Source organism: Ignisphaera sp. (genome assembly GCA_038831005.1).
In the GTDB taxonomy this organism is placed as follows: domain Archaea; phylum Thermoproteota; class Thermoprotei_A; order Sulfolobales; family Ignisphaeraceae; genus Ignisphaera.
The window spans coordinates 245,063-259,823 of sequence record JAWBKZ010000001.1 but is presented as its reverse complement, the minus strand read 5'-3'; the positions used below and the strand labels follow the sequence as shown (position 1 = coordinate 259,823).

17 protein-coding genes are annotated in these 14,761 nt (G+C 34.4%); 6 read left to right on the top strand and 11 right to left on the bottom strand.

Annotated elements, in window-relative coordinates:
- Positions 1-869 precede the first annotated feature (869 nt).
- Complete coding sequence (locus QXK50_01285; protein MEM2007797.1) at positions 870-1,007, top strand: hypothetical protein; 138 nt, start codon at positions 870-872, stop codon at positions 1,005-1,007.
- A gap of 118 nt (positions 1,008-1,125) precedes the next feature.
- Positions 1,126-2,502 carry a radical SAM protein gene (locus QXK50_01280; GenBank protein MEM2007796.1) on the top strand — a complete coding sequence of 459 codons (1,377 nt, stop codon included), beginning with the start codon at positions 1,126-1,128 and terminating at the stop codon, positions 2,500-2,502.
- 348 nt (positions 2,503-2,850) lie between these two features.
- Here the strand turns inward: QXK50_01280 and QXK50_01275 are convergent, their stop codons facing one another.
- The 7 genes from QXK50_01275 to QXK50_01245 form a co-directional block, all read right to left on the bottom strand.
- A complete protein-coding gene (locus tag QXK50_01275; protein MEM2007795.1) occupies positions 2,851-3,048 on the bottom strand; it encodes a hypothetical protein in 198 nt (65 codons plus the stop codon).
- On the bottom strand, positions 3,045-3,236 hold the full coding sequence (locus QXK50_01270; protein MEM2007794.1) for a hypothetical protein: 192 nt from the start codon (positions 3,234-3,236) through the stop codon (positions 3,045-3,047). The genes QXK50_01275 and QXK50_01270 overlap by 4 nt, the downstream gene beginning before the upstream one ends.
- 558 nt (positions 3,237-3,794) lie before the next feature.
- The gene (locus QXK50_01265) at positions 3,795-4,769 is read right to left on the bottom strand and encodes a hypothetical protein (protein ID MEM2007793.1); all 975 of its coding nucleotides are present in this window, start codon (positions 4,767-4,769) and stop codon (positions 3,795-3,797) included.
- A 4-nt stretch (positions 4,770-4,773) separates the two neighbouring features.
- Positions 4,774-5,655, bottom strand: coding sequence for a GTP cyclohydrolase, FolE2/MptA family (locus QXK50_01260; protein MEM2007792.1), 882 nt, complete (start codon positions 5,653-5,655; stop codon positions 4,774-4,776).
- Between the two features lie 303 nt (positions 5,656-5,958).
- Complete coding sequence (locus QXK50_01255) at positions 5,959-6,705, bottom strand: flavoprotein (protein MEM2007791.1); 747 nt, start codon at positions 6,703-6,705, stop codon at positions 5,959-5,961.
- Between the two features lie 90 nt (positions 6,706-6,795).
- On the bottom strand, positions 6,796-7,200 hold the full coding sequence (locus tag QXK50_01250; protein MEM2007790.1) for a dihydroneopterin aldolase family protein: 405 nt from the start codon (positions 7,198-7,200) through the stop codon (positions 6,796-6,798).
- On the bottom strand, positions 7,201-7,947 hold the full coding sequence (locus QXK50_01245; protein MEM2007789.1) for a 6-hydroxymethylpterin diphosphokinase MptE-like protein: 747 nt from the start codon (positions 7,945-7,947) through the stop codon (positions 7,201-7,203).
- A 95-nt stretch (positions 7,948-8,042) separates the two neighbouring features.
- Between QXK50_01245 and QXK50_01240 the strand changes: the two genes are divergently transcribed.
- The 4 genes from QXK50_01240 (at position 8,043) to QXK50_01225 (ending at position 11,176) form a co-directional block, all read left to right on the top strand.
- Complete coding sequence (locus tag QXK50_01240) at positions 8,043-8,687, top strand: DUF447 family protein (GenBank protein ID MEM2007788.1); 645 nt, start codon at positions 8,043-8,045, stop codon at positions 8,685-8,687.
- A gap of 159 nt (positions 8,688-8,846) precedes the next feature.
- On the top strand, positions 8,847-9,515 hold the full coding sequence (locus QXK50_01235) for a hypothetical protein (GenBank protein ID MEM2007787.1): 669 nt from the start codon (positions 8,847-8,849) through the stop codon (positions 9,513-9,515).
- Positions 9,516-9,697: 182 nt separating this feature from the next.
- Positions 9,698-10,003 carry a hypothetical protein gene (locus tag QXK50_01230; protein MEM2007786.1) on the top strand — a complete coding sequence of 102 codons (306 nt, stop codon included), beginning with the start codon at positions 9,698-9,700 and terminating at the stop codon, positions 10,001-10,003.
- 321 nt (positions 10,004-10,324) lie between these two features.
- Positions 10,325-11,176 carry a rhodanese-like domain-containing protein gene (locus QXK50_01225; GenBank protein MEM2007785.1) on the top strand — a complete coding sequence of 284 codons (852 nt, stop codon included), beginning with the start codon at positions 10,325-10,327 and terminating at the stop codon, positions 11,174-11,176.
- Between the two features lie 645 nt (positions 11,177-11,821).
- Here the strand turns inward: QXK50_01225 and QXK50_01220 are convergent.
- From QXK50_01220 to QXK50_01205, 4 genes are all read right to left on the bottom strand, one after another.
- Positions 11,822-12,535, bottom strand: a complete 714-nt coding sequence (locus tag QXK50_01220; GenBank protein MEM2007784.1) for an SDR family NAD(P)-dependent oxidoreductase — start codon at positions 12,533-12,535, stop codon at positions 11,822-11,824.
- 82 nt (positions 12,536-12,617) lie between these two features.
- Positions 12,618-13,136 (bottom strand): hypothetical protein, encoded by a 519-nt coding sequence (locus QXK50_01215; protein ID MEM2007783.1) that lies wholly within the window; start codon positions 13,134-13,136, stop codon positions 12,618-12,620.
- A 183-nt stretch (positions 13,137-13,319) separates the two neighbouring features.
- Positions 13,320-13,721: a cyclophilin-like fold protein gene (locus QXK50_01210; protein ID MEM2007782.1), complete on the bottom strand. Its 402-nt coding sequence runs from the start codon at positions 13,719-13,721 to the stop codon at positions 13,320-13,322.
- Between the two features lie 46 nt (positions 13,722-13,767).
- The gene (locus tag QXK50_01205; GenBank protein MEM2007781.1) at positions 13,768-14,739 is read right to left on the bottom strand and encodes a biotin--[acetyl-CoA-carboxylase] ligase; all 972 of its coding nucleotides are present in this window, start codon (positions 14,737-14,739) and stop codon (positions 13,768-13,770) included.
- Positions 14,740-14,761: the final 22 nt, after the last annotated feature.

The following is a 14,761-nucleotide window of genomic DNA, read 5'->3' as shown; positions in this document are numbered from 1 at the left end:
TTGAATGTATCTGAATGATTAATTAGATATAGACTATCGATATATTGTTCTAAGTATTAACCAGTAATTGATGAATGTTTATTAATATCCTATCAATTAATTCTAGATCGAGAGCCTTAACCATAATGTCCTGCTATTAAATAGATAGCAATTATTTTAACTTTCTAGTTATTTGGATTATGATTCATTTAGAGAAAACTATTTATATTTTTCATTAAGTTTTTAGTACTTTTCATCAACATTTTCTCTACATCTTTATTATCAAAAGCTATTACCTTAACTCTTTTACTACGACTCCAAACATATCACATTAGTATAGCTTTTCCATCCTTAAACTTGTAGCAGATTCTGACCACTATTTGTAATAAAGCTTCGTTATTCTAATCCATTGATTATCTGTCATACTACTATAGCGTACCATCAACACGTTCTGGTTCTTGAGCTACATAAATAGATTGAATAAGACTACTCAATATTCACGTAAATTCCATGCAACTTGGACTCAATAACTCTAAACCATGAAGTACAACTATACCCAGATTTACACCTTTAGCAAATTCTGTTACAATAGCTATAAGTCTAAGCAATATGCAAAGCGCTGAATTAATTGAGCCAAAGAAGAAAACTTTTTAAAGTTATTTCAACACTTTCTTTCGGTAAACCTAACTCGCTTATCATTATTTCTGAAAACATATACTTGAATTCATTTATGGAACACGATATAAAAATATCTTCAAATTGATTTCAACAGATAGATCCATAAGAGATGTAAAAGATACTGGATCTTTCTGCATAAGACGGATAACTTAAAGATTACATCACCAGTATACAGAGGTCCTAAAAGTTCTTCAGTCATTTCTAGAATAGTATTGCATGAGGATAGAAGAGTAGTACTCGAAGTAAAGGCGTACTACAAGGATGTGCTAATAGGTGAAGGTGTTCACGAGAGATTCATAGTTAATACCGAGAAGTTCATTGAAAAAATTAGGAGAGCACTTAAGAGTTAAAAACTCGGAATAATTCGCAGAACGTACGAGTAATAAGACATGTGAATTAGAGTTTCGATTATATACGTGCACTAAAACCTTTAAGTTTTACGCAGTTTTAATCTCCAACGTGATAGGCATGAGCACAAACACACCTGTTCTCGGCTCTGGAAAACTAAGAACGCATTCTCTTCTTAGAGGAAAGGTTAAGGTGGAATTTAGCAGGGTTGATGATAAGCTTGAACACCTAAACAACGTCAAGAACACTGTTGAGAACAGAGATGTAGCTATATACGTTCACATACCTTACTGCAGATCTGTGTGCATGTTCTGTCCCTATTTCAGAGATGTGCTGAGAAGCGAGCAGGAACTTGAAAAGTACTTTAAAGCCTTACTGAGAGAGCTTGAAATCTACGGTAAACTTCTAGAGGAGAAGAACCTCAATGTTGTAGAAGTACACGTAGGTGGTGGAACTCCTAGCCTTGTATCCTCAAAATTGTACAAGGAGTTCGTTGATGCATTGACACGGTTTTTCAGCGTCAAATGTAAGATAGGTATTGAGGTTAACCCCGAGGACTTCAAGGATTATAGATATGTAGAAGAGCTCTACTCGGTTGGCGTTGATGAAGTTAGTATAGGTGTTCAGAGCTTCGATAGAAGAATCCTAAAGTCACTAAGCAGAAAGCACACTCCGGAGGACAACGTTAAGGCTATCGAGAACAGCATAAAGGCGGGTTTCAAGTGGATTAACGTCGATATAATGTTCCTCACTCCTAGTATTAAAGGCTGTGTGGAGCTCACTTTAGATGAAAAGCTGAAAGCTTTTAGAGAGGATCTCGAGAAATCCTACAAGCTGGGCGTTCATCAAGTAACATTTTACCCAACTGTGATACCAAAGCACACTCCTGGTTACAAACTTGCTGGGTATGGAAGGCTAAGTCAAGAGCTAAACTACATTGATGCATTTATTGACGAGGCTGTGAAGTTTACCCAAAACAATAGTTTGCACCTCATAAGAGTATACTCTGCATCCAGAAAGCGTTACGAGTACACCACAGTAAACCTAGAGCTTGTGGGTCCCCTTATAGGTTTAGGTGCAAGTGCATGGAGTAATACAGGTACATACCAGTACATAAATACACACAGCATACAAGAGTACGTTGGTTCGATCGAAAAGAGCACACCGCCTGTTATTTACTCACGGAGTTTAAAACACACCTCAAGATTATGGAGGTTATTCTTTGATCAACTGAGTGCTGTTGAGATATCAGAGGAATCGTTCAAGTTAATAGGTCTTAAGAAAATGCCGTTCAAAGTAAAGCTACTATTGAAGGTCTTGGAGCTGAGCGGTATCGTTACAAAATCAGGGAGAACTTATAGATTGACCCGGCTAGGTATTAGAGAAGTGTACAAATCTGTTATGAATTACGTTATTGAGGTGCCAGTTAAAACAACTGGAATATTCATAGAAATGTCTAAGTTCAACAATTACCCAGAAACCATTAAAATAGAGTAATTTTTAAACAGCCAGTACTATCTAAAAGTGCGCTAGGATTAGTACTATCATTCCAAGAGCTCATTTAAAACACCTAACCCAAGTTCGGGGTAAAGTTAGGACTGATCATTAAACTCTTTGGAGAGAGCTCTACGAATTACCAGCGGTTTGAACATGATGACAACATGACACCACATTTATCACATTACACAAGAGCTCGAGAGCTGCGGTTCTCCTCCTCAAATGAGAATACAGCATTCTAGAGCTTTTAACCTATTACTCAAGTTTATTTCTATTCTTTGGATATTGATGGAAAGATAGACTTTATACTCATACCTTCAGCAATTACGAATGGAAATTCAACAACATTTACAAGTACTTTACGAAGCTTCTTGATTTCAGGTATTTGTAAGAGAAACCTATTTTAACTCGATGTCTTAGATATATACCAGTATCTGAAACAGACTCTATAGAGCCTAGATCTAATGTTTCTCTACCTACAGATATTTCTACTAAAACTATAAACAATCTGTTAACGAGATTAAGCATCTGATAGAAAAAATTCAAAAGAATAGCTCTTTGATGCTCTTTTTCTCAACAAGCTTTAGTGCAATATTAACAGAATCTATAACCACAACATCATACATATCTCTAGTTGCGAGCTCAGCTATAGCATTAATCAATTCATCAGTTGATGTTACAGGTAGTTTGATATACCTCATCATCTCTCTATCTTTGACCTTTCTAAGGTCCATTCTTAGACGACTAATATTTGTAAACAGTTTTCTTTATCTTCATAGAACAATGTATAGAGATATTTCTTGCTCTCTAAAGTATATATAAACAGATTTATGAAGCTAATACTGGTTTACCGATACCAAGGTAATCCACAACTAAAAGCATACCGTGAGAAGGTACTAAGCTGATCAATTCCTATACTTTACCATAATCTATAGCTTTACTGTTTGTATAATCACACAATAATATCACCTAACCCTGATCCATCGCTCTCCAAGAAAATCTATATACAAATAGTTGAAAATCTTTATATGTAAGCCTTTATCAAAACTACTCATCTACATAATGAGTCGATACATAAACTATTAGATGATACCTTAATAGAGTATTTGAAAATAGTGTAGACTATTTCTAACATTATAGAATAAAGCTGGACTATAATCAGATATTTTCTAAAATACCTCGATGTGATTTATAGAATCCATAGGTGTAGCTTATTAGGTATACCTTATGCAGATGCTCTAAATGTGTATCAGTCATTATTATTTATTGAAGAAATTATTTGTTATAATCATTCAACATATATTTATAGATGCTCCTTTCGCTCTGTTTTTGACTACATAGTAGCTATATTCAATTCCATGTCTTTCTATTTTTTCTAAAACTTTTCGAAGCACTCTAAACGCATTATCCTTACCACTAATAATGCCGTAGACAGTAGGGCCCCAGCTACTTTGTCCAGCTCCCTGCGCTCCGGAATTGAGCAAGGCATTCACTATTTCTTCAGCTTCTCTACAACAATATATACCTCCTTGGTATTTAGAGAAATATTCTCCAACTATTCTTTGGAGCTTTGTTATAGCTTTACCGAATACCTCTATATCTCTTCTAACGATAGAGGGTATTATGTGGAGAAGAAGAAGTTTATAGAGTTCATACTGCAAATCTCTTGGTAGTGGCTGGGGATAATCCATAGCTGATCTCTCTCTAACTTCATCTAGACCCTTGATGCCGTGGGGAATAATGACTATGAAGTACCAGTCTTCAGGTAGATAGCTTCTAAACAATATCTGTGGAATATCGTTAACTGATCTAGGTACCTCTACCCGTTGATTCACTCTTCTACCGCTATCAACCACGAAGCCTCCATACTCAAATGTAGCTACACCTATACCGGAGTCTCTACCTCTGCCAAGAGCAACAGCAAGTTCTCTAACACTATACTTCATATTCAGCAGTTTAGCTATACCGTAGCTTATTGATAGAGCAAGTTGTGTTGTGCTTCCTAATCCCACGTGACGTGGATAAGCTTCTTCAATAACTATACCAATGCTACTCACATTTAAGCTACTCTTAACTAGATCAACAACGTCATCTACATAGAGACCATGTACCTTATTGATGACACTAAACCCTGTATCTCTGTATACCTTAACCCTTATCTTTGGATACTCAATCGCTACACCAAGTCCTCCATAAGCTATACCATCTTCAAAAAAGTTGTAGAAACCTAGATGAAGCCTGGCTGAAGTCTCGACACATATAGCCATGTATTTACCCTGAGAAGTACTTGATGAGATCATTGATAGTGTATTTGGCTTCAGCAGATAAATTGAATGGATGAATGCTCTCAAAACTATTAACGCTAACATATACTAAGCTATCTGGATCTATCTTTTCGCTAAACTTTCTATAGACACCATAGAGTGCGCTACGTACAACATCTTCAGCAAACTTTGGGTTTTTGAATCCCTTTAAAATCATTTTGCATTCTTTATCTCGCTTAAGATAACTGAAAACAGGTATAGAGAAAGAATTCAGAGCTATATCAACAAGATCTGCTACATCTATAAGACTCTCTGTTGATAGACATATCTTCAGTTTTGTTCTTTGTGTATGTGAGGGAGCGAATTCATCTGTATTTAGTATATAACTACATACCTGGAGAGCACATGGACAAACAGTCATACCTACAACTTCTATACAAAACCTTCTACGAACATTATTACTCTCTCTATGGACCTTAGACTTTATAGATAGTTTAACAGGTATATATTCTTTAACATCTAGATCTAGATCTCTGTACTCATACAGAAAGGTTGATGAAAGCCTCACTTCAGCACTATTAGCATAATCATGCTTCTTAAGCAATTCTCTGCATAGATTCTCTATAGCTTCTTCAAGTGACTTAAAACTACTATGCTCAATAACGCTAAAAACATCTAGCATTGCCTCTATATTTCTAGAGACATGTATTCCTCTCTGAGATTTAGGAAGATCGATCAAAATATCTATGTACGCATCTAGACATGTGTTCCCTCTAGAGCTACCTATACATATCCTTCTATAAACCTCTCTAACACCTACTCGAGCTATAGGAATACTGTATAATGGTTTAGATGCTTGTACATCTGGTTGAACTCTATTAAAATTCACAACATCACCGCTCTACAATATTCGACTTAAGTTTTAAACTTTTAATGGGTATTCATAGCTAAACTCATCTAACAGAAATACCTATGTAAATAATATTCTGGGTTCAAATCCTTGGATACTGTGACTGTAGATAGCTTTAACAAATAGAATATAACTACTTGTTATAAATAACTAACATTTAGAATAGATTTTAACGGTAAAGAATTAAAACGTTACTTATGTTCTATTAATCCGAAATCAACTATCGTAAAAGTTATGGAAACCATTTCTAGTTACATCATCTACATAGAGATATGCATCAATCTATGTAGACTGATCCAGAAATAGAAGCCTTTCTAGAATAACCTCAAGTTCTTTTACATTTCTAACTACATATGTATATGGAAAACTCTTTAGTTTCTCTATGTTTTGTATATCTACTTCTCTTGGCACAAGTTTTATCTTCCTCCAACAACTTACAGCACCACGAGAACATATATACATACATCTTTCGCATCCGATACATTTTGATAGATCTATTCTCACGATATCGTTTTCCACAACTTTAACCGCATTAGCGGGACATATTTTTGAAACTATACATTCTCTACATAATTTGAGTCTACATATAGATTTGTCTATATAGCATGGAGTTTCTGTCTCCATATACCCATCCTCACCAGGAACATCTGTAGGTAGGACTACTACTGGAATACTACTCTTAATTGCTTGTGAATATAATGCAGAAGCTATATTGTCTGCTATACCTACAACTATTTTAGCTATTGTATTGGCTGTTGCAGGCGCTATGACCACTAAGGAGTATCTCTTCATGTTAAGTCTACCTATATAGTACATTCCCTGATCCTCGACCAGAAACTCTCGATAATAACCACCAGAAGCTATATTCTTCAAGATATCGAGAACACCGAAGATTCTGGATACCTCTAATCCCCATTTGGTTAAAAATAACGTTATATTGATACTGTATCGTTCTTTAATAGATTTTAATGTAGATACCACAGTTCTTAGATTTGCACCACCACCAGTTATACTCCAGGCAATGTTCACTAATATCACCAAAATATAGATGCATACCAATGATGAGGTTCTCATATTTATGCAGAGTTTGATTAAGTGATCTATATGTTGTATCTCAACTTAATGTACTTCGCTGTCTCGAGATTTCTCGATAATGTCTTCTATATACGCTAAACTGTAGTCGAGTTCAGGCACATATTTGAGTTTTGCTTTCACGATAGTGTCTCCATATTCAACCGTAACTGTTATATCCATGTTTCTACTCTTTAGTGTATGGTAACTATATGGGTTCTTCTGATTCTCTTCAACATCAATATTGAGCTTAACATGAGCTTCTTTCTTAAATGGTTGAGACATTATGGCATACTCAATAACTTTTTCAAGAAGTTTCACTTCTTCACGAAATCTTATTGGAATACCAGTAAACTGGTGTATAGCCATACCGATTGCTATTCCAGCTTCGAATACAGCTCTATCTCTATTTGATACTTTTGGAGAAAAATACTTCTTAGCTGTATCTTCCAACTATATCACCTCGATATTAGGTATACCTGTATCTGATAGAGCTTTTATCTCCATACCCCATAGAGTAAGCATTTTTATCAATCTCATAGCTATGCTCATCTTTAGTCTCTTAATACCTTCATTTTTCTTCTTGTACATAGTAGAGTACTTACCTATGCTGTTTAGGAAGTTCATACCGCCGACAATAGCTTTTCTGATACCTAATGCATATACTATGAATAGAGCTCTATCACCATCAGTAAAACCGCCAAAGTTATATACATGAGGTCTAGGCTCTACTTGTGTAGATCCTATCAGATGTCCACTAAATTTAGGGACCCACTTCTTTATCTCATCAATATTATCTCCATGTGCGTGAACCACAACTATAGCTCCCTTATCGTTTAGAGAAGCTATATGATTTGGATCCCCATCAAGATCTGTAACAATAATTGTGGGTATAAATCCTTTTTCGTAAAAGAATGTTGTAGCTCCATTAACAGCTATTACTGGTAGTTTGTTGAATAGACTTAATTCGTTAGCTTTCTGGAAATCGTTTTCAATACTTGGTGCAGGTCCAAAGACTAGAGCACAATCACTATTGATGCCTTTCTTAAGTTGTTTAATATCTATTGCGTTAGACATTGTGCTAAGGATATTGCTTAATAGATCTGTAGCTAGTTGATCTAAATCGAAAGATAGAGCTAGTTCTCTCTTTATAGAACTATATATCTCAAGCCATACATTCTTATCTATAAGCCAGGACATTCATGTAAACCTTCTTACACATATATAACCTTCAAGTCTATATAAACTATATCCACTTATTGATAGAGAAATTCGTTAAAGTTTGGTGAATGTGTATGAAGTACATTACTACAGTACTCAAGAGAATCGGATTCTCATCATCTACGTATCTAGAGGCCATAACTATTCTCTACAAAGATGATGGAGATATAGTTAACATAGTTCCATTAGGATACAGACTTAGAGACAGAAACATAGTGACCAAGGTGTATAGAGGTAGTAGAACGTATCAAATATTGATTAGCAATAAATCTAAGAGAGGATGTATTTGCATTACACAAGATGCTGAGCTATTCTATCTATCAATATTTGATAAAGAGAGAGCCATAGATCTATTTCTAAATAGACAGAAAAAGGTATGTGATGCATTAATAGAATTCTCTATAGAGGGTATGGAAAATAGAAAAGATAGTATAGTCATGTATGTGAAACCTTCAACAGTAAAGATGCTCAGGAGAACACCAAGAGGATTTACAAGAGCTTCAGCATCAATTATAGAGGCATTAGTATGGCTCACTAAACTTCCATATACACCAAAAACAGAAAGAGAAAAATTAGTAAAACATATTGAGTTCTGTCTAGAGAGTATAAATAGATCAAGTAGAAACAAGAAGTACAGATTAATAGCTAGAGAGATATATACATTAGCACAAGAATACCTAATCAAAGAGATACACCAAACCTCTACTACACACCAGTAATAAGTATTACAGAACAAACAAACTACACCCAACAACTATCTTCAAATAAAACATAAACTTAATGTATACTCTACGCTAATTCTATACCATAAACTGTTAAGATACAAACAATAATAATGTTTATTAGCTTCTATACCCTATCCCAATTTTGTGGATACAATGTTAGAGTTTTTAACTAAAGAAGAAAAGCTAAAGTTTCTAAAGGCATTAGAAGAAGATACAGAATTTAGGTATGCTGTTGCTGGTGCTCTAGGAGTTTTGGAGATAATGAAGAGACTGGATGCTATAGAGTCTAGAATGGAAGAACACAGCAAAAGAATAGAAGAACTAACCAAGAAAATAGAAGAACACAGCAAAAGAATAGAAGAACTAACCAAGAAAATAGAAGAACACAGCAAAAGAATAGATGATATTGTTCAAGTTCTTATGGAACATAGTATGAAGATAGATGAGCTTAGTAGAAGGGTATCTAACTTGGAGCTTGTTGTTGGAGCTTTAACAGAATCTACTTACGCTAGATATGTTTATGAAGATCTGGAGAAAGATCTTGTTCATAGAAACAAGAGAATCCTTAAAAAGATTAGGAATGCTAGAATAGATGAAACAGAAATAGATCTAGTAATAGAAACAGACACACTTGTTTATGTAGTCGAGATAAAGGTTAAACCTAGACACGAAGATATAGGTGCACTACTAGCCAAGATAGATCTTGTAAAAAAGAGTCTTTATCCAAATAAAGATGTGGTAGGTGTAATAGCTGGAGCACTAATAGGTAGAGAAATTGAGTTATATGCGAAAGAAAAGAACGTAGCTGTGTATACGTATTAACATTAACTACATATCGCTGAAATAAGGACCTCTGTAGTATTCTATAGTATAATACTACATTATCTAAATAGATAAACCGTACACTACTTTCTAAAATTCCATTATAATTTCATCAACTTAAAAGTATAATAAAGAGATATTAATCTATATAATCTAAACAATGTTTAGTGATTGTGATGTTTTTGAGCACATGTATTGAAATACCAAAATGTATAGAATTGGATTCAAGATTAAAACCTAATGATAAAAACAAACTATATGTAGAGATCTCGAATACATGTGAATACGATCTAGTGCTATCTCTATATGTTGGAACTAGAGATAATAAATCGTTGTATAGTTTCTCTATAGAGTTAAACGCTAAAGAAAAGAAACACATCGAGATACCTTTAGAAGATTATTTGAACATCATTGTAATATCTGGTGAATGGAGTTTAAAAGGTACAGCACTTAAGATTCCTCTCGAAGAGATCATAATATATCGCTAACCCTTAATAGAGTTCATCTTTATTATCTTAGTTTCGCACACCTTCTTTCAGATTCTTCATTCGTTGCTACTGTGTATGTTTTCTTTCTAAACTGGCTTACTAATAACGAGTTAATTATATGTAGTCCGCTCCACAGATGTACATTATATGAAAACATCTATAGCTGATTCAAATATCTCTACGTTCTTAAATATGATATTCAAAATAATATAATGAGAACAATCAATGCTAGTTAACACAATATCGTATCAGAATCGACTCATATATGCTAACGCATTAATACATATATACAGAACAATAGCTACAGTGTTTTGAGGACACATGCTAAAGCTACCTCCTATAGTTACGACAGATTGGCTTGAGGATCATCTTGATTCTCCCAATCTAGTGATAATAGATATAAGGTCTAGAAATGAGTATAGAGAAGGACATATACCTGGGTCTATAAACCTACCTTTTGATCCATTAAAATCTGCCTGGACGATAATTAGAGATGATCTTCTTCTAGAGATTCCATCTCCAGAAGAGCTTTTCCAGACAATAGGTGATGCTGGAATAAGTAGAGAAGAATCTGTTGTCGTTATCGTGAATAAAGTTGATACAACATTTAATAGAGCTGATGTTGCAAGAGTTGCTGTAGAACTTATATATGCAGGTATAGATAACGTAGCTATTCTTGATGGAGGATACAATAAGTGGATTAAAGAAGGAAGAAGAATATCAACAGAAACTACACAACCCATCTCTAGACAGTATGTAGGCGAAGTTAGAGAACATATCTTTGTACCAAAACACTACGTTCTTGAAAGAATCGGAAAATCAGTTATAGTTGATGCAAGAGATCCTGATGTGTATTTCGGTATAACTACAGAGCCTTGGGGACCAATACCTGGACATATACCAACAGCAAAGAATCTTCCTACACCATGGATATGGACTCCAGAAGGAATGTACAGACCTATAGATGTTATTGATAGAATGGTTCAAGGTGTTATAGGTACAGATAAAAACAGAGAAATAATAGTATATTGTGGTGTTGGTGGATATTCATCTGTTCTATGGTATGTATTGACTCAGATCCTCAGCTATACTAACGTGAAGATATATGATGGTGGATGGCAGGAATGGTTAAAGGAACCTCAAGGTCCTATATCGGTCTATAAATGGGAATAAATATCTGTAAATGGTGTAGAGCTAACCATATAACCATTTTGTCTAATGAATATCTATTTCTATTGAAATCACAATCTATGCTCTATTTTGCTTCATATCTTTTAAAATTAAAACCCTTCCTATAGTTCTTTTCATGAAAATTTCTATCTCTCAATATCGATAACGGTATCTATATCCACTACAACTCCTTGCTTAACTAGAGATATATACTACATTAAAGCTTTATCATAATCATTGATTGTAGCTATAAGGTGTGGTATAGAACGAAGCATATGTTATTTTCTTCATCATTATGATAAGAATTGATTTGTTTTGCATAGTGTTTTTGATGTTGGCTTAGCTGTAGTTTCTAGGACCAATAACTCCATCATATCTAGATCTATTTTTATAAACGCCTATTCTACTGTTTATTCAAAATTCCTTCCATTATTATTCATAAACAATATACTGAAATATATCTTTTATAAACTTAAACACTTAAGGTAATTCCTATGGTAACTTAGGACCATGATAAGGCTATAGAGTTACTCATATCTATTCAATCATTTGTGTATATTATCAAAACTCAAAATACATCTGGTATTGAGAGTTGAAAACTCATTAGATCATGTAGATCTTACTTCTGTCAATAACTTGATTGCTAGACTAGTATAGTGCTGGAAGATAGGGTCCAAAGAGTCTTGCTATAGAAAGATAATTAGGTATATATAATCTTTTCTTCTTTTTCTTGATGGCCTTAACTACAGCTTTCGCTACATTGACTACCTCTATACCTCTCTTGATGTCTCTACCTGCTCTACTATGGAATTCCGACTTTACAGCACCCGGATATACAGCTAAAAGATGTATTCCATATCTTTCTAATTCATATCTAAGTGCTTCAGTTGCATAATGTAGAGCTATCTTTGTAGCTCCATATATGGGAAGATTTTTCATAAGCACATGGATACCTGCAGTAATGACCATGACTACTATAGATCCTTTACGCATTAAGTTCAATAATTTCTTGGTGAGAATTAGTGGTGCAATAAAATTTGTTAAAGTCATAGTTATTAACTCTTCATCACTATGATCTATGATCTGTTTATAGAGACCGAAACCAGCGTTATTGATTAACACATCTACTCTATCTAGACGATTTCTAACTTCTTTAACAACATTATCTATACCTTGTAAAGAAGAGAGATCTGCTACTATGTACTTGAAACATCTAGTAAATTCTTTCTCTAGTTTCTCTAATCTTTCCTTACTCCTACCCACACCAATGACCCTAATCTCATTACCATATTCGTGGCAAAGTAATCTAGATAACTCAAATCCTATGCCAGAAGATGCACCAGTAACAATATAGTTCATCATATTGATTCAGCCATGAATCATTAATCATTATATTCATTATAGTATATATTATAGATATAGCTACTGTAGATCTAGACCAAGTTTATATAGTTTTACTAGTTATAGTAGCAATTACTTTTTCGTGCCATTCTTCATCTACAACAATTTTATTGAGTATAGACTCAATAACACTAGCACTATATTCATCTAAACAATTCTCTTTTATAGCTTCACTTAGAAGAGGTATGAGTAATTTATGGTAACTTTCTTCACCAACAGATTCTTCAATCCATCTCTGCTTTTCTACAAATTCTTTCAAATCTATATGCATACCATTTACAATATCATTGATAAGTTTCTCTATAACTATCCAAGGCTCACCAACAACTTCTCTACATTCAATACTCTCTTCATGAATTCTAAAGAATCTGGTTAAGAGTTCTATGAATACTGCATGTTTGGTACTCTCAATAGCTACAGCTTTAAGTATGATCTTAGCTTTACGCATTTGAGGATCTGAATCATCTAGTTTTTCAGCATATAGTGATAGAAGATCGGATACCAACAACTCTAATCTATAGCAACAGTAGAGATTCTTACGTATTAGACTACATACATCCATAAACCTCAACCCTTTCAGCATATCCGAGACAAATAGATATTTTAATCTAAATGATAACAGCGACTAAAAGAAGAACCAGTATATAATATGCAATATATATAGAGTTGTACGTTTTTGGCTACAGATTGATTGAAGTCGAGAACCTCATCTTTATGGAGTTAATAGTCTTTTAAACTATCTATCCTATTCTGATTTTTCAATCCTTATCTTACTACCACTTCTGACCTTCGAGAATGCCGAAGGATCATTTAACACTCTACCAACAATATTTACAGGACTTGCAGGTCTTATCTCATCTCTTGTTCTACTTGCTGGTGTAGGTCCCCAAAAAATGCATAAAGCTCTTCCTGGAGGCCAGTAGGCAATTGTTCCTTTCTCTACAACTTCTCTAGCGTTCTCCTCTTCGACTTCAACAGGTGTTGAGAAATATACTTCGTTGCCCCATCTATAGGCTGTAGACTCTATGGGTAAAGCTGCAACTATTTTCTTAAATGTTTTAGGACTATAGCTATCAAAGAGTTCAGCCTCTATACAACCTGTGGTATTTGTACATATCTTGATCCTAAATACCGTAATAAATATCACCCAGGAAATCTATGTAACGCTCTAGATAAAAATCCTTCATTTTCTTCTATAACTGTTTCTGTTCACGTAGATGAATTACATCACCTGCATAAACTTTAACTCTATTACCTTTTGTTGTTCTGATCCTCAAAGCACCATCATCTTCTATATCTTCTGCTACTCCTTCAAATTCCCCATCTATTGTAATAACCCTTACATACTTATTTAATGTTGATGAATATTGTCTCCATCTCTTTACAGCCTCTGAACTACGGTTCTGGTTAAACAGATTGTAGATATCGTCTATACTCTTGAGTATGTTGAGGAACAGAGGTATTCTTGGAACCTCGGTTCCCATAACATCTTTTAGCGATATTGCTATATCGAGTAGTTCTTGTGGAAGATTGTTATTCACATTTACTCCTATACCCACAATTATGAAGTGAATAATATCGGCTTCAACACTACCCTCGATTAGTATTCCAGCCACCTTTTTTTCGTTAACAAGAACATCGTTAGGCCATTTAACTCTAGCCTCTATCCCTAGAACATTGCTTATGGATTCTGCAATAGCTGTGGCTATAGCTAGACTAAGTAGATGCATATGTTTAATTGTTTTAGGTCTAAGAACTATGGAGAACCATAGACCTCCTCTAGACGCTACCCACTGTCTACCCATTCTACCTCTACCACGTCTCAGTTCTTCGGCTACAACAACTGTTCCTTCTGGTGCACCTTCTTTTGCAAATGTAGATGCTATATCTTGTGTAGAATCGCATATCTCTACATAGTGCGTGTAGAACTTCATTTGTGTATCTAGGTAATCTACATATCTATTGATTTGAGATAGATTATCTAGATCTACAAGTCTATAGCCTAGTTTTGGATGTATATCGATTATGAAGCCTCTTAATATCAACTTCTTTATAGTTCTATTGATTGTGGCTCTTGATACACCTAAAGCTTGTGCTAGCTTAGTTCCAGAAACATAGTCCTTGTTCATCACTAAGATCTTGAGCAATTCTGCTTCTATATCCATATATACACCTAAGAGGAATACT